This is a genomic window from Chryseobacterium sp. ERMR1:04, from assembly GCF_001297705.1.
Lineage (GTDB): Bacteria > Bacteroidota > Bacteroidia > Flavobacteriales > Weeksellaceae > Chryseobacterium.
The window spans coordinates 419,494-437,258 of sequence record NZ_LIRF01000004.1; the positions used below are offsets into that span (position 1 = coordinate 419,494).

The 17,765-nt window shown below is 32.3% G+C and carries 10 protein-coding genes and 2 pseudogenes; 11 read left to right on the top strand and 1 reads right to left on the bottom strand.

Going from position 1 to position 17,765, the window contains the following annotated elements; translation table 11 throughout:
- Positions 1-2: 2 nt before the first annotated feature.
- Positions 3-2,777, top strand: coding sequence for a peptidoglycan DD-metalloendopeptidase family protein (locus AMQ68_RS09420; protein ID WP_054510379.1), 2,775 nt, complete (start codon positions 3-5; stop codon positions 2,775-2,777).
- Positions 2,768-3,802 (top strand): hypothetical protein, encoded by a 1,035-nt coding sequence (locus tag AMQ68_RS09425; RefSeq protein WP_054510380.1) that lies wholly within the window; start codon positions 2,768-2,770, stop codon positions 3,800-3,802. Before AMQ68_RS09420 ends, AMQ68_RS09425 begins: the two co-directional genes overlap by 10 nt.
- Positions 3,803-3,813: 11 nt before the next feature.
- On the opposite strand, the gene AMQ68_RS25310 is transcribed toward AMQ68_RS09425, so the two are convergent.
- Complete coding sequence (locus tag AMQ68_RS25310; RefSeq protein ID WP_160317984.1) at positions 3,814-3,975, bottom strand: hypothetical protein; 162 nt, start codon at positions 3,973-3,975, stop codon at positions 3,814-3,816.
- A 70-nt stretch (positions 3,976-4,045) separates the two neighbouring features.
- On the opposite strand from AMQ68_RS25310, the gene AMQ68_RS09430 reads away from it, so the two are divergent.
- From AMQ68_RS09430 to AMQ68_RS09470, 9 genes and pseudogenes are all read left to right on the top strand, one after another.
- Complete coding sequence (locus AMQ68_RS09430; protein WP_054510381.1) at positions 4,046-6,703, top strand: glycoside hydrolase family protein; 2,658 nt, start codon at positions 4,046-4,048, stop codon at positions 6,701-6,703.
- A gap of 532 nt (positions 6,704-7,235) precedes the next feature.
- Positions 7,236-8,150 carry a hypothetical protein gene (locus AMQ68_RS09435; protein WP_054510382.1) on the top strand — a complete coding sequence of 305 codons (915 nt, stop codon included), beginning with the start codon at positions 7,236-7,238 and terminating at the stop codon, positions 8,148-8,150.
- A 172-nt stretch (positions 8,151-8,322) separates the two neighbouring features.
- A pseudogene (gene nirB, locus AMQ68_RS09440) lies at positions 8,323-10,836 on the top strand (nitrite reductase large subunit NirB).
- A 98-nt stretch (positions 10,837-10,934) separates the two neighbouring features.
- Positions 10,935-11,312: a nitrite reductase small subunit NirD gene (gene nirD / locus AMQ68_RS09445; protein ID WP_054510383.1), complete on the top strand. Its 378-nt coding sequence runs from the start codon at positions 10,935-10,937 to the stop codon at positions 11,310-11,312.
- A 35-nt stretch (positions 11,313-11,347) separates the two neighbouring features.
- Entirely contained in the window at positions 11,348-11,932 is a 585-nt protein-coding gene (locus AMQ68_RS09450; RefSeq protein ID WP_054510384.1) for a DUF4202 domain-containing protein, read from the top strand.
- Between the two features lie 12 nt (positions 11,933-11,944).
- A complete protein-coding gene (locus AMQ68_RS09455) occupies positions 11,945-13,750 on the top strand; it encodes a type IV pili methyl-accepting chemotaxis transducer N-terminal domain-containing protein (protein WP_054510385.1) in 1,806 nt (601 codons plus the stop codon).
- A 145-nt stretch (positions 13,751-13,895) separates the two neighbouring features.
- Positions 13,896-14,555, top strand: a complete 660-nt coding sequence (locus AMQ68_RS09460; protein ID WP_054510386.1) for a response regulator transcription factor — start codon at positions 13,896-13,898, stop codon at positions 14,553-14,555.
- Positions 14,556-14,720: 165 nt separating this feature from the next.
- Positions 14,721-16,198, top strand: a pseudogene (locus AMQ68_RS09465) (nitrate/nitrite transporter).
- A 43-nt stretch (positions 16,199-16,241) separates the two neighbouring features.
- Positions 16,242-17,504 (top strand): alginate export family protein, encoded by a 1,263-nt coding sequence (locus AMQ68_RS09470; protein ID WP_054510387.1) that lies wholly within the window; start codon positions 16,242-16,244, stop codon positions 17,502-17,504.
- Positions 17,505-17,765 lie beyond the last annotated feature (261 nt).

A 17,765-nucleotide genomic window follows, 5' to 3' on the forward strand; every position in this document is an offset into this window, starting at 1 on the left:
ACATGGCCAAACTAACCATCATAGGAAACCCAAGTCCTGTAGTAGGAAAAAAGGAGATGTATACCATTTCTACGATTAATGATTATTTCCAACAAATTATTCCTACCCAACCTTTGCTCAATCCACAAACTCCCATTCATTGGGGAATTTTTGTGCAGGAAAAAAATACATGGAGAAGAACCATCGATAATAAAAAAGGGCAAGCGGTTCCTTATACTTTCGGGCAGAAAAGCCTGCACTTTAAAGCCATTAAAATCGTTGCACAGCAAGGCAACGAAAGTGGCGAACTTATCATCCATCCTCAACAGGCTAAAGAACCTAAAATTACAAAGGTAGAATTGTTGGATGCCAATTATCTTCCGCTTCCGAAAGGAAAAAAAATAAGCTACCAAGACACCATTATTGCCAGAGCGCATTGCATAGAAATGTACAAAAGAAACGTTTCTTTTACGCTTTGGGAAGATGATGCGAAAGGAGAAGGTCATGATCCTGTCATCAATATGATGAACAAAATAAATCCTGTTCCCATCATGGGAATTGTAGATGAATACGGAGTCGCGGAAGCTATTTTCAGATTACCGTTCTATACCATGGCGGTACAGATTGCCAATGCCCGTATTGCAGCAGGAGAAACAGATGAAGGTCCTACCCATGAATATTATGTAACGGCAGAGTATGTTGCCAAGCATATCATGAAGGCAAGTCCGAATGTGAACGTGATAAATCCGACCCACATTCCGCCAACGCCGCCTTCAAAAACAAGTTCCAACACCCCTGAAACAAAGCCGTCAAAGCCAAGACCTAAGGCTGATACTCCCAAATTCCCGATCACATCCAGCGGAAAGAAACAGGCTGATCCGGATGCAAAAATTCTAAACGCCGAATTTCTCAATGAACGAGCGCAACCAATAGAAAAAGCTGAGGTTGGCGATACCGTTATCATAAAAATTACCACGCAACATATGAAAGGTAGAAATGTAACGGTAAGAATTTGGGAGGAAGAAACAGGCTATAAAACCCACGATAAAATATACGAAAAGAAATGGGTACTTCCCGGTAATGAAAATTTCATTAAAGTTCCCATCACCAAAAGGATATATGAGCTAGGCATCACCCCTGAAGACTTTAAGAACGAAAAGTATGACTATAAATTTCAAGTTTACTTCATAGAAGTGGAACCCGATAATACGCATGTTACCTCGCAAGTTATTCCCATAACGAAGAGTGCTAAAAAACTGGAGGTGGAAAATAGTCCGTCTGTGGCTATTATTAAGGAACCAAGGGAGAAGCATACAGACGGAAAATGTCCAAGATGTGAAAAATTAACTGAAGAGGAAGTAAATAAGATATTCACTACTGCAAATAATGTAAACAAAAAGGCTTTAATAGATGCATTCAATGATGCTAATAAAAAATTTGAAATTAATACTTGCTTACGTAAAGCACATTTTTTCGCTCAAGTTTTAGCAGAGGTAGGTACTGATTTAAAATTAAACGAACCTGAAGGTTTCAATTATAGTGTTAGGAGGTTGAAGGGTGGAGATTACGTTAAAGGTTCTAATTGGGTTAAAGGAAATAGAAACCCTGCAGAAGGAGGATATTATTCAGCAGGTAATCAGAAAGATTGGAAATCTACCCCTTTTTCTTATTTCAAAAAAAACCATAAAGAAGCAGAGCTATATGGTAGAAAAGATCTTAATACATATAATGATAAAGGAATGCAGGTGGCAAATAGTATTGCAATTGCAAATCTTGTATATGATGACAAAAATAGAGAAGCAAAATACAAAATTGGTAATATTTACAAAGGAGATGGATGGAAATTTATGGGAAAAGGAATTATACAGATTACAGGTAGAACGAATTATACTGAAGTTAATAAAAGATTAATAAAAAAAGGATATGATTTTGACATTGTTACTAATCCAGAAATTGTTCTAAAACATAAAGAAAGTGTTTTATCGGCAATGGCTTTTTGGTATTGGAAGGATTTACAGCTAAAATCAAAAGGCGGAAAAAAAATTGTTGATAATATAACTAAGATTGTAAATGAAGCAACTGATACTTATAATCATAGAAAAGAAAATTTTGATAAAACATATTCTATTTTTCAGGTCGATAAGTGTAACCCTATCAAGAAAAATGAAACTATTACTACAGGTAAATGGAGATTTCCTATAGATAATCCAATGCTTTGTTTATATTCCCAAGGAGGGGCAGAAAAACCTTGGCATGGTTCATTTGGTGAAAAAATTAGGGATGGAGTAACTAATCACGCTGGCTCTGATTTACTTGCTATTCCTGGAACACCTGTATATGCTTGTTTAGATGGCAAAATTGATAGAGTATATACCTCTACATCACTCGCAGGAAGAATAATTGTTATTAAAGTTACAGATAAAGAAACATTTAAAAGTCTTAAAAATAACTATACTCCAATATATAAAAACAAAGGAGAGCTTTCAGAAAAAGGATTTAATCCTAATGGAGAAATTTTTCTAGTCTTTATGCATTTAAGCAAATTTGGACAATTCAAAGAAGGAGAATCTGTTAAATATAATGATGTTATAGGTTATACTGGAATTTCTGGAAAAAATGGGGTTAATTTTGAAGCAAAAAATCCACATTTACATTTTGAAGTAAATAATGTTGGAAGTAAGGCTGGAATTCAAGGAAAATGTAATCCAATGGTTTATTTCAAATTCAAAACAGAATTCGAAATGTCAGCTGTGGATAAGAAATTACAATTAGATATAAAAAATAAAATATGGAAATAAAAAAGTGTATATATATATTAATTTTCTTATTTAGCTTTCTTTCATGTGAAAAAGAAAGAAAGTATTTACCTATTACTACAAAAGAGGTTAAAGGGTATCAATATATTTCATATAAGAAGAGAGAATTAGTCAATGATAATAAAATCAATGTTTTTGAATATAATGATAGGAAAATAACAATTGAATATGACAAGAGTACATTATTTGGATATGGAGCTGAAAAATTTAATATCTATCAAGCATTTTATGACCTAGATTTAGGAGATTTGGATTTATTAAGATATGATAATGTAAATACAAAAAGTCAAATTTTTCTTGTTGAGTTAGATGATTACAGTTTTCGAACATACAATATATACATACATCAAAATAATTCTCTTTATTATTTGGGGCAAAATAATATTGATTTATCTAAAATAATAGAGAATATCAAAAACGTAAATATTAAATTTGAAATTATCCAAACAGAAAATAATATTTCAATTAAATCTTTGTTAAATGGAAAATATTTTTCAACATCAAATTATAAGCTTGAAAATCCTTTAAGAATATATAGAGATTACAGTAATATTAATGAGTATACTAAAGTAAATACTAATCTAAAATTAAGTTCAGAATCAAATAAATCTAATCAAGTTGAATACAAAAATGATATATTTTCAATTGATTTAAACTCAAATGATGAAATTACAGTAAATCTAAATAATGATAATAAGAAATTTGTCAACACAAAAATATTAGATGGAAATATGAGTTGCCCAGATACAAGTGTTGATAAAATAGCTTTAAAAAAGAATTATTTTACTATAGAAAAATATAACTGTAACGACAAATACTATCTCAAAGAGTATATTACGTTTAAATTCGATAATGATCTAGTTCTACATAGATATGATCTAGAGTTTACTGACAAACATGATCCTGACAAAAGTGTACCTAATAAAAACTATACCTCAAAAGATTTTGGTAAAGTCAAATTTGAAAATGTGGATAGAGAATTTTTGATAAAGCTATTAAATAGATAGAGCTAGCTAATCTATATTCCGCCAGCACCGCCTTCAAAAACAAGTGCCAACACTTCTGAAACAAAGCCGTCAAAGCCAAAACCTAAGGCTGATACTCCAAAATTCCCGATCACATCCAGCGGAAAGAAACAGGCTGATCCGGACGCAAAAATTCTAAACGCCGAATTTCTCAATGAACGAGCGCAACCTATAGAAAAAGCTGAGGTTGGCGATACCGTTATTATAAAAATTACCACGCAACATATGAAAGGTAGAAATGTAACGGTAAGAATTTGGGAGGAAGAAACAGGCTATAAAACCCACGATAAAATATACGAAAAGAAATGGGTACTTCCCGGTAATGAAAATTTCATTAAAGTTCCTATTACCAAAAGGATCTATGAGTTGGGCATCACTCCTGAGGACATGGCAACCGAAAAGTATGACTACAAATTTCAAGTCTACTTTATTGAAGTGGAACCTGATAATACGCATGTCACCTCACAGGTTATACCAATTACAAAGAGTGCTAAAAAGTTGGAGGTGGAGAATAGTCGATCTGTGGCGATTATTAAAAAGCCGAAGGAGCTTGTTTCTAATTGTGGTGAAAAATATTGTATTAAAAAAGGAGATAAAAATGAACTTATAAGAGAAATTAATATCCACCTTTCAGGTTTTGGAGGAAATGTACCTACCAATGAGTTTACTGCCAATACCGAAAAAATGATTAAACAATTCCAAAGAGATTATATGAAAGTTCCAGAAACAGGAAAGGTTTGTGGAAATGTTTTAAAGGCTATTGATGAGTTTTGCAACAAATATATAGAGCAAGTAAATGATTATAAATGTCCTTGCCAAAATCCTAATAATTCTAAAGAAAAAGAGAAAGCTCCTAAGATCAATAGATGTCCAGAAGGTTGGGGAAAAGGCTTATATACTAATCAATCAATGGATTCCAAGATAAGAGAATCGCAAAGGAAATATGAATATCCCGGGATGCATCGCTCTACACTATGGGCGGTAAGCGCAATGAAGTTTTATTTAGATTTTAGCAATTCCAAATATAGAAAATTTGATGTTAACAGAGGATACAGATGTTGGGCAGATAATGATTTTCACAATCATAGAAAATCAACAAATCATTTTGGCAAAGCTGCTGATATACGGTTTACAAAAAATGGAATAAGAACACATGATGTTAGTGATGCAAATGCTATTAGGGAAAATATTTTTAAAAAATACCTTAATGCAAAGTGGTGGGGAAACCCTAACTTCTTCACCTTAGAAAAAGAATCAGATGGAGCGGTAACTTATGTACATGTAGATTGTAGAGACTTTGAACTAAAATATCATGATAATAAATTTTTTGTTAAACAGCAAAAAGATGTTAAGGGAAAATCAATACTTGATTTTGCTACAGAATTAGGTTTTAAAAACTTGTGTAGTTGTTCTGGCAATTTAAATACGGATGATGCAAGTAAAGATGATAATGATAGTAGAGTTGATCCCAAAACCTTGAAAACTTCCGAAAAAGGTAAAGATTTTATAAAAGATTTTGAAAAATTTAGTACTAAACTCTATAATGACGATGCAAAAGAAAGAAATTGTACAATTGGTTATGGTTATTTAGTTCATAAAGGACCGTGTAATGGGTCTGAACCAGAAGAATTTAAAAAAGGAATCTCTAAAGCAAGGGCTCTAGAATTATTTGAAGATAAAATCCAAAAATTTGAAAAAGCTGTTCAAAGAGATATAACGGTTAAATTACATCAACATGAATTTGATGCACTTGTTAGTTTATTATTTAACACAGGAGCTGAGTTTTTAAATATTGGTGGAGTGAATGGTGGAGAAACTAAAATCAAAAAAAATATAAATAATAGTAATTATGATGGAGGTGCTGATGAATTTAGAGATGTTACTAATGATGGCTTAACTGGGCTTGTATTAAGAAGAAAAGCAGAAATAAACATGTTTAAAAAAATATATATGATTCAAAACATTAATAATAAATTTAAAATAATTTTTTATCTATTATTTTTCACTTTCTTTTCTTGTAAGAAAGTATCTTCAGTAGAAAGCGAGAAGAAAATAACAGAAAATATAATCACTAAAAAACAGGCAACAACAGATACATGGAAATTTTTTAAAATATTTTCTTTATCTCCCCAAAGTAATTATTCCTGCGATTATAAAAAATATGAAAATGTTAAATTGGGATTATCTCAGGATTCTATTTTTATTAATGGTAAACATACCGATGATGTTTACACAAATCTAATATTATCTACATCTTATTTTGATCATAAATATTTATATGAAGCTTATAAAAAGAGGTTAAAGGAAGAATTGGATATAAATTTCCCTTTGGAAATAAAATCAATTAGAAATAAGAAATCTTATGATAAAACATCTTTGCTAAATAATTATTTTGAGAATGCTTTTTTTATTCAAAATTATATGTTTTTTGATGATAATGGCTGTATTATATGTTTTAAAAAGGCTAATACATCTAATGATGCATCACAAATATCAAAGCTACTATCAAAAGAAGATTTTGATAGTATAAATTCAAAATTCACTGAAATAAATAAAAAAATAATCATTGATGATAGCGAGGCAACTACAGCATATCAAATAAGTGATCACATTTTTATAGCATGGTTTGATGGTGATAATGAAAGATGGTATCTCGTAACCTATAATGATAACAAACCTGTATCACAACTTTTAATAGGTAAAAACGAAACAATTGAAAGTGAAAATGGAACAATTGATAATTATATTGACTTTAGCATCGATCAAAATTTTAAAATTAGTTTAGATTACAGTACAGGAAAAGATATCAATTCGAAAAAATTATTGAGAACAGAAAAATATGTGATAAACTCATTAAATTATAAAATAGAGAAATTTAAATAATTCAAAAAAGTATAAAAATATCACTCTCCGAAGCTTGCAACTTCAGTTGTATGCCTAAATTTTACTGGACACTAAATTAGTATATCCAACCTTTTGACTTTGATAGATATTATAAGGCTTGCTATGAGGATCAAAAAAGCTGTCATGATAATTACCCATCCTATAACTTTCCTGAAGATAGAAAAATATTAGAAGATTATGGCATAAAAGAAAATCCAACTATTTTTTTCATGTTACCTAAAATAAATAATTCACAACCTTTTATTCTTGGCTATACAGATTCAGATGTTGAAGGTTATTATTTGACAATTTCTAAAAAAAAAGGAAAGTAATTTCTTCATTACAAATAGCAAAATTTGACGGAAAATCTGTAAATGACTTTATAATTACAAAAGACTTTAAAATTGAATTATATTCAAGAAAAAATACAGATGAAAAAAGAGTATTAAATAAAATATATAAAATTCAAGAAGATGGCACTATTAAATAAATTACATACTCCGTGCTTTATTAATTATTGATAAATAAAAAAATGATAAAGGAGAGAATAGAATTAAATAAAATTTTATTATTAAATATTTTTATGCTTCTATTTATAGCATGTGAAAAAAAAATAAATAAACAAAATACTTATAGTGTTTTAGATACAAGTAAAGTTAAGAAAACAGAACCTTTGCTAAGTAAAATTAATTATTTAGAAAAAATACAAAATAAATCATTCGTAATTAGTTGTGGTTCTGGTTGTGCAATGACTTATACTGCGGAACAAATAATAAAAGAAAAATCTTCTATTAAAGTAAAATTTAAAGTAGAAATGTATATTAATGAAGTCTTATCAGACACTTATGAAGAAAACTATTTATTCATTTATGACACATTTAATGGCATCAATAAAATTCTATTTGAAAATACAAAACGAGATGCATTAGAAACTTTACCTACGGGTGCTCAGAAATCATTTAGAGATTTCAGTAAGGAATTAATTAATTATCTGGGAGTTAATAATGGAAACATACAAGAAAACAAGTATATAATTGGAAAAAATCTAGTGAAGATTGGTCTCCCATTTAGTTTCTATCAATATTTTAAAGATGATTACTCATCAATAAAATATCCCACTTATGAACCTACTTCAAATTTAATAGAATTTTTAAAGAATGAAAACTATGAAGGTGAATCTTATAAAAGCTTTGTCATTAGATGTGATGATGAATATCTTTATTTAATTACCTCAATTTCTAGAGGAGATTCCGAGTATTTTTTATTAATTACATCTGATAAAAGTAAAATTATTGATTTTAAAGAAATAGGATCAATAGGAGGTGATGATCCTATTACGTTTAAAGTATTGCCAAATTTTACTCTAGAAATGTACAACGGAAATGAAGATGGTGCCATTCCTTTTAAAAAGTTTAAAATTACTACAGCTGGTAAAATAGTTCCATAATAAAAATTAATTTAAAACTATTTATATGAGGCAATTGGATATGCAATTCCCTACCACCAAAATCACAACTCTAAATAGTACTACAAAAAATAATTTTAAAAACTTAAACAATTAAGTATAAAAATAAGTATAAATACTTATTTTTGAACAATAATACTTAATTTAAGAAGTCATGATTAGAGTAATTGTAGTTGGAAACGGAATGGTTGGTTATAAATTTTGCGAAAAATTCATTGCAAAGCCCGAACAGGAAAAGTATCAGATTACGGTTTTTGGTGAAGAACCAAGGCGCGCTTACGATCGTGTGCACTTAAGCGAATACTTCGGAGGTAAAACAGCAGATGAATTATCACTTTCAACTTCCGAATGGTACGCAGAAAATAATATTACTTTAAATACTTCTGAACTCATTACAGATATTAATCGTGCAGAAAAAACAATACACACCCATTTAGAAAAAACGCATACATATGATTATTTAGTTATAGCAACGGGTTCATCGGCTTTTGTACCTCCCATTGAAGGGGTTGAAAAAGAGGGCGTTTTCGTATACAGAACTATTGAAGATTTGGATGCGATTATGGCCTATGCCCAAAAAATAAAACTAAAAGGGGCAACCGAAGCGGCAGTTTTAGGTGGAGGCTTACTAGGTCTTGAAGCGGCTAAAGCAGTTAGAGATTTAGGATTGAACCCGCATGTGGTAGAATTTGCTCCCCGTTTGATGCCGAGACAATTAGACAAAGGCGCAAGCGATATGCTGCAATCTAAAATTGAGGAATTAAATATTGGCATTCATCTCAATAAAGCCACGCAATATATTGATGGAAAAGAAAGCATAACAGGAATGATGTTTGCCAATGACGAATTACTGAAAGTTGACATGTTGGTAATTTCCGCAGGAATAAAACCCCGCGACGAACTAGCCCGAGTTTCAGGACTTGAGGTCGGTATACGAGGTGGTATTGTAGTAAACAATCAAATGCAGACATCAGATCCTTCTATTTATGCTATTGGTGAAGCAGCACTTTACAATCATAATATTTACGGACTTGTTGCTCCAGGTTACGAAATGGCCGATGTTGCTGCTGAGCAAATCTTAAAAGGCTCTAAAGTCATGAGAGAAACCATCGATATGTTGACGCAGTTAAAATTAATTGGTGTTGAAGTAGCAAGTTTTGGTGATCCTTTTATCGAAAATGATGAGGTAACTGCCATTATTTATGAGAATAAACTAAGTGGTATTTACAAAAGAATAAACGTTACAAAAGATTCTAAAACGTTATTAGGTGGTATTTTAGTGGGAGATTCCAGCGATTATAATTCACTTTTCCAGATTTACAGCAATGGTATGGCCTTGCCAAAAAATCCTGAGGATTTAATTTTAGGATCTCGCGACGGTTCTGAAGGTTCAAGTTTAGGAACTGTGATGGATTTACCTGAGACTGCTGTCATTTGTTCTTGCGAAAATGTAACAAAAGGCGCCATCTGCTGTTCGCTTTTAGATGAAACTTGTTCAAACTTTTCAGATGTTGTTAAACATACAAAAGCCACTTCTGGGTGTGGCGGGTGTAAGCCAATGGTTTCCGATTTAGTAAAAGCAACTCAAAAATCACTCGGAAAAGAAGTAAAAGAAGTTATCTGCGAGCATTTTAGCTATACCCGTCAGGAATTATTCGACTTGATAAAAATCAATAAATATGAGAATTTCTATGATGTAATTGATCATCACGGAAAAGGCGACGGATGCGAAATTTGTAAACCGGTTGTCGCATCCATATTCTCAAGTATTTATAACGATACAGCCAATAAACATGTTGCAGCACAAGATACAAACGATAAATTTTTAGCAAATATTCAGCGAAACGGAACCTATTCAGTAGTTCCTAGAGTTGCCGGAGGAGAAATTACGGCAGAGAAATTAATCGTTATTGGTGAAGTGGCAAAACAATTTGATTTGTATACCAAAATTACCGGAGCACAAAGAGTTGATTTATTTGGAGCCCATTTAAGCGATCTTCCTAAAATCTGGAAAATCTTAATAGACAATGGTTTTGAAAGCGGGCATGCATACGGGAAATCACTTCGTGCGGTAAAAAGCTGCGTTGGAAATGCTTGGTGCCGCTATGCAATGGACGACAGCACAGGGTTTGCCATTGAGTTAGAAAACAGATATAAAGGAATTCGTTCTCCTCATAAATTAAAAGGTGGTGTTTCGGCCTGTATCCGTGAATGTGCCGAAGCACGTGGAAAAGATTTTGGATTAATTGCCGTTGAAGGAGGCTAGAATTTATACATCGCCGGAAATGGTGGCGCTAACCCCAAACATGCTGTTTTACTAGCTGAAAAAATAGACAAAGAAACAGTTATTAAATATATGGATCGCTTTCTAATGTATTACATCCGGACTGCCGGCCCGCTGATTAGAACATCGGTTTGGTTAGAAAAGTTAGACGGAGGTTTATCCTACTTAAAAGAAGTGATTATAGAAGATAGTTTAGGCATATGCGAAACACTAGAAGCTGAAATGCAGACTTTGGTAAACACTTTCGAATGCGAGTGGACACAAGTATTAGAAAATCCAAAATTATTAAAACGCTTCAACCATTTTATCAACTCGGAAGAGAAAGATGACAATATTGCTTTTGTTCCGTTAAGAGATCAAAAAATGCCAAAAGCCTGGTCGTAAAAAAAGAAAAAATCACTAACGTTTACCGTTCTCCTACCCTCTTTCCTACTCGATTGCAAAAAGAGGAATTAAGATACACGAAGACAAAACACAAACAAATGGAAGAAATATTAAATCAATACAAAACAGTACATCCAAATGATGCTAAAATCTGGTTCAAAGCAGGCAACATTGAAGATTTCCCGACGAATAGCGGTGGCTGTATCAAATACAAAGACAAACAAATCGCGATTTTTAATTTTACGCACCGAAACGAATGGTATGCTTGCCAAAATGCCTGTCCGCATAAAATAGAAATGGTTCTGGCAAGAGGAATAATAGGATCCGCAAATGATATTCCAAAAATCGCCTGCCCCATCCATAAAAAAAACTTTTCACTAGTGGATGGTTCCAACCTAAATGGTGACGATTTTAACATTGCAACCTACCCTATAAAAGTGATTGAAGACGAAGTATTCGTTGGCTTTATAGATTAGTTCCGTATATTTGAAATCTATTATCTGACTAAAAAATGCCTATGCCTTTTCAAAAAGCAAGCGAGTGGATTGATGCAGAAAATGCACAAGATCCCAACATCGAAATTGAGCAAAATATTGAATATCCTAAGGAATTATTATATTCAAACAGAATGTATGAAAGGTTGATGCAATTTGAACCTAACGCTTCGGAAGAAGTGCAGATTGCATCAAAAGCACAACATATTTGTCGTTGGAAAGTGGCGCGTGAAACGTATCCGATGGACCGCATTGGGTATTTGAAATGGAGAGAGAATCTTAAAAAATTCCATGCAAAAACTACGGCAACAATATTAGAAAAAGCGGGCTATACCGATGAATTTATTGCAAGAGTTTCATTTTTAATCGAAAAGAAATCACTTAAAAAAGATGCGGAGACCCAATTACTGGAAGATGTTATTTGTTTGGTATTTTTAGAATATTATTTAGAGGCTTTTGTTCAAAAACATGATGAAGAGAAATTAAAAAACATCATAAAAAAAACATGGGATAAGATGTCTGATAAAGGACATCAAGAGGCCTTGAAAATCAATTATTCTGAAGATAATTTACATTTGATAAAAGCATCTTTAGGATTATAATCTGATTATTTAATGAAAAAAAGCAGTCCAGAAGCCGCAGATAAAATAAATTTCAAAAATTTAAGAAGTCTGTATTTTTTTGCAATTTTCACCATTGCTCTAACTATTATATTAAGTCAGATTTTAGTTCAATACAATTTAAAGAAACAACTTAGCGATTCAAAAATCATCAATATTTCCGGTAAACAGAGAATGTTGAGTCAGAAGATTGCAAAAGAAATTCTAATCCTACATTACGATTCCAACAATACCAAAGAAGATCAAATCAAGCATTTAAAAAATGTAATTTCATTGTGGGAAACCAATCAAAATGCTTTAGAAAATGGCAACCCTATTTTAGATTTCCCGAAAGAAAAAAGCATAACGCTTTCGAAATTATATCTTCAGATAAATCCCATTTTCTTGAAAATTGTTCAGACAACCGATTTGTTTTTATCGAATGTAGAACAAAAAAAGAATCTTAGCGAAAATCAAAAATTAGTTGAAATAATTTTAAAAAATGAAACTGCTTTTCTTTCAAAAATGAATGAAATTGTACTTCAATATGATAAAGAAGCACACGAAAAAGTCACCCAACAACGCAAAATAGAATATTGGATTTTTGGCTTTACCTTGCTTGTTTTATTATTAGAATTTATATTCATTTTTAAACCTACCAATAAAAAAATTGAAAAACTAATTTCAAAACTTTTAACTTCGGAAAAGAAAGCCTTAAAACTTGCTTACGACACAGAAATTATTAGCGAAATCAAGGAAAATTCAGTTAACGAGTTAAAATCGCTGAATTACGCCATGGAAAACATGCTACTTTACTGTCGCGTTGCTCCTGATGGCTCTATTATTCATATTGGAGAAAAGTTTGCTAAACTTCTTAATTATACCAAATTCGCATCGAACAAACCATTTTCCCAGGTTTTAACTTCCGATGAAAAAGAACAAATCATTATTGATCGTATTATTTCTGAAAAACAACGCAGTGGCTGGCAAGGCGAGATTAAGATCACAACCTATGATAAACAAACAATTTGCCTTGATTTATCAATGGTTCCGGTAACTATTAAAAAAGACAAATCGGAACTTTTAATTGTTTGTTTTAATATCACCGACCGCAATAAAGCGCAACAAGAAGTAGAAAGATTAAGCATTGAAAATAGTACCGAAAAAATTAATCAACAAAAGATTATTTCGAGCAAGATAGTCGAAAATCAGGAAAACGAACAAAACAGAATTGCCAAAGAAATTCACGACGGAATTGGACAAATGCTCACCGGTTTGAAATTTAGTTTGGAAAGCATAAACCTTGAGGACAAAGAAAAATCGGCTCAAAAAATAGAATATCTTAAGAAATTATCACTTGATATTATCAAAGGAGTTCGCACAGCAACTTTTAATTTGATGCCTCCGGAATTGAGTGACCATGGAATTGTTTCTTCCATTACAAAACTGACTCAGGAACTTTCAAAACTAACAGGAAAAGAAATCCTTTTTTACAACAAAACTGATTTTGATAAACGCCTGGATTCTTTAATAGAAATCAATATCTATCGCCTTACACAGGAAGCTATTAATAATTCGATAAAATATGCCGAATCATCCCATATTATTGTGCAACTTTCGCATAGTGAAACCTTGTTAAGCATTATTATTGACGACAACGGAAAAGGTTTTGACATCAATTCTGTCTATAAAAAAAGAAACAGCAAATCTGGTATGGGCTTACTTTTTATGAAAGAAAGAATTCAGTACATAAACGGACGCGTTTTCATCAAATCTATTCTAGGTGAAGGCACTAGAATTACTTTTAATATCCCGCTGTAGTAAATTAGAAAATGCATCAATAAAACAAATTCTTCTTGAATTTAATTTCTTTCAAATTATAGTATTTAAAAATCACCAAATTCAAAAATTACGTACCTTAGCACCATCTTTATAGATGATACTACGTAAAAAAAATTAAGTAAATATGAGCGCTATTATTAGAGTTGTATTGGCAGATGATCATGTATTTGTTCGAGATGGAATAAAATCATTATTAGAAAACGAAGTAAACATAGAGGTTGTGGGTGAAGCTGTAGATGGTGCCCATGCGCTTGAAGTTGTGATGACCAGCAAACCAGATTTACTTATATTAGATATCCGTATGCCCCACTTAACCGGCATTGAGGTAGTAGAAAAACTTAGAAGCGAAAAAAATCCTGTAAAGATCATCATGCTTTCGATGCACGAATCGGAAGAATACGTATTAAAATCAATAAAAGCCGGAGCAGACGGGTATTTACTGAAAGGCTCTAGCAAAGAAGAATTTTTGAAAGCCTTGCACACGGTAGCATCTGGTGGAAAATATTTTAGTGGTGACATTTCATCAATTTTAATCAGCCAACTCACAAACTCATCAGTTTCATTAGAATCAAAACAAAGTCTAGGTGAAGAAATGATGATTACCAAAAGAGAAAAAGAAATTCTGACCCTTTTGTTATCTGGAAAAGGAAACAAAGAAATAGCCGAAGCATTAGAAATCAGTAAACGTACTGCTGAAGTTCACCGTTTTAACTTAATGAAAAAGCTAAAAGTAAAGAACTTAATGGAACTTTCGAATAAAGCTACAGAATTTTCATTACTATAATTTCTGTTTAAAAGCTAAAAAATTACTTCTAAAAATAGTATTTCAGTAAAATAGAGAATCAATTTTGTGGTGTTGATAAATCGATTTACATCACTTAAAATACTTAATTAAAAATACGTATTAATACTTGTATATACTTATATTTGGAAAACAAATATAAGTGATATGAAAAATACGAACTCTTTATCCCAATCACACAAGATTTTATTTCTGAATACTTTAGCCTTCACCGTATGTTTTGCTTGCTGGACATTAAATGGTGTATTAGTAACCTTTTTGGTTGATAATGGCATTTTTCACTGGACTGTTATACAAGTTGGCTGGCTCCTGGGAATCCCTATTCTTACAGGTTCTATTATGCGCTTACCCATTGGGATACTTACGGATAAATTTGGGGGGAAATATGTATTTTCATTATTGCTTATCCTCTGTTCGATCCCCTTATTTTTACTTCCTTACGCAACAAGCTTTTTAACTTTTGCACTCCTTAGTTTTCTTTTCGGAATGGTAGGTACAAGTTTCGCAGTCGGAATTGGATATACTTCTATTTGGTATCCAAAAGAATGGCAGGGACTAGCTTTAGGTATCTTCGGAGTCGGAAATGCAGGCGCTGCAATAACAACATTTTTTGCCCCTTCATTACTGAATCATTTTTCGGTAGAAGATCCTCAAAACGGCTGGAAAGCACTTCCTGTCCTGTATGCGATAGTGCTTCTGGTTATTGGCATTGCCTTTTTAATTTTCACTAAAAATAAAAAATTAGAAAACGATACAAGAACAGTTACTGAAATGCTTAAATCCTTAAAATCTGCTCGAGTATGGAGATTTGGAGCGTATTACTTCTTAGTATTTGGCTGTTTTGTGGCGTACTCACAATGGCTCTTACCCAATTTTATGAATGTGTATCAAACAACTCTTGTTATGGGGGCTTATTTACAACCATATTCAGCTTACCATCCGGAGTTATCCGTGCTTTTGGCGGCTATTTATCCGATAAATTCGGAGCTCGAAAAGTGATGTATTGGGTATTGAGTTCTTCGGTTGTTTTGAGCGCTTTACTGATGATTCCCAAAATGGAAATAAAAACGACAGGCCCCGGAGTAGTTGCCACCAAAAAAGGGACTGTAACTTCTGTTTCTAAAGAAAATATTAAAATCGGAGAAACAAACTTTGCCGTTCTTCAAAAAAAAGACAACAACGCTGAAAATAAGATTTTTCCGACAAAAACATCTTGGCAAGAAGTGGTGGTAAATCAAAATCAAACCATCAAGAAAAAAGAATTACTTGCCAAAGGAGTGACCTTAATTAAGTTTGATGCCAATATGTATGTTTTTATAGTATTGGTAAGCCTCATCGGTATTTCATGGGGAATCGGAAAAGCTGCTGTCTACAAATACATTCCTGAATATTTCCCAAAAGATGTGGGTGTTGTAGGCGGAATGGTTGGAATGTTAGGCGGACTAGGCGGTTTCTTCGGACCCATTATTTTCAGTTATCTCCTGACTGCCACTGGAATATGGTCTAGTTCATGGATTTTCATTTTAGTTTTCTCTATTGTTTGTTTGATTTGGATGCATTATACCATTACCAAAATCATGAACGAAAAACAACCTGTCTTATCTAAAGTGATAGACAGAAAGTAATTCTAAATTCATTTATAACAACTGTATTTAAAGCTAAAAAGTTATGAGAAAACTACTGAAAATAAATACCCTGGGAATAATCATCATGAGTAATGCAAACCTATATTCTCAAGAATTAGACGTCAATTTACAAATAAGACCACGTTTCGAATATCGAAATGGCTATAAAACACTTTTGCCAGAAGGTCAGAAAGGAACTTCGCAAACCTCTCAGCGTTCTCGCTTAAATTTCAATTACAAACAAGAACAATTTTCTGCAAAATTAACCTTTCAAAATACCCGAACTTGGGGTGACGTACCTACCACCACAACGTCTGATAAAAATGGAGTTGCCGTTTTTGAAGCTTGGGCACAATACGATCTAAATGAAAAATGGAGCGCAAGAGCTGGCCGACAGGTTCTCTCATACGATAACCAACGTATTATGGGTGAAATAGATTGGGCACAACAAGGACAAAGTCACGACGCATTAATGGTAAGTTTCCACCCAAAAAACCAACAACTTGACATAGGAGCAGCATACAACTCTACTGGGGAAAACATCGTTCAAACACCATATACAGTTGCCAACTACAAAACTCTACAATACGCTTGGTATCACAACCAAATAAGCAACTTAGGAGTAAGTGTATTGTTATTAAATACCGGTTACGAATATGCTGATGCTGAAACGAAACTATTGGTAGACAACAAGCAGACTTTCGGAACTTATCTCACTTTCAAAACAAAAAAAATAGATAGTAACTTAGGTTTCTATGGGCAAACCGGGAAAAGTACCAGCAAAACGGTTAGCGCTTGGTATGCAGGAGCAAATGTTGGCTATGCAATTACCGATTCATTCAAAGCTAGTTTGGGATATGAATTTCTATCAGGAAAAGATATGAATGATGGTAGTAGTAATATAAAATCGTTTAATCCTATATTCGGAACCAACCATGCTTTTAATGGTTATATGGATTATTTTTATGTTGGAAATCATCAAAATAACGTAGGATTGCAAGATGCTTATTTGAAATTGAACTACAATATAAAAAAGTTTCAATTTGCTTTGATTCCCCATTTTTTTAATGCTCCCAATAAAGTGATCACACCACAAAACAATGAACTTAATTCTTATTTAGGAACTGAAATTGATTTTACAACAACATTCAACTTTAAGAAAGAAATTACTCTTTCCGGAGGATATTCTCAAATGTTTGGTACAAAAACTTTAGAACTTCTAAAAACGGGTAATGCAAATCATACCAACAATTGGGCCTGGATAATGGTTTCTGTAAATCCACGAATTTTTACTTTTAAGAAATAAACCCCTCGACGAACTGAAAATTCATTCGTTTTGAGAAATAGACTAAAACCTTAAGAACCCGTTTACATTTTATTCAGAAATTTCATCTGTTTGGTTATCATGTTTTTTTTGATAAGACTCAGTAGATCCTGTTTGAAATTATTTTTTGATTAAAAAGATGAACGCAAAGTTGATGAATAATTTTGCTTTATTTTAAGTGGGCAAAGTGATGCAACTTCGTTGATTCTATCCTTTCTCCCTAAAATAGGTATAATAAAGCTA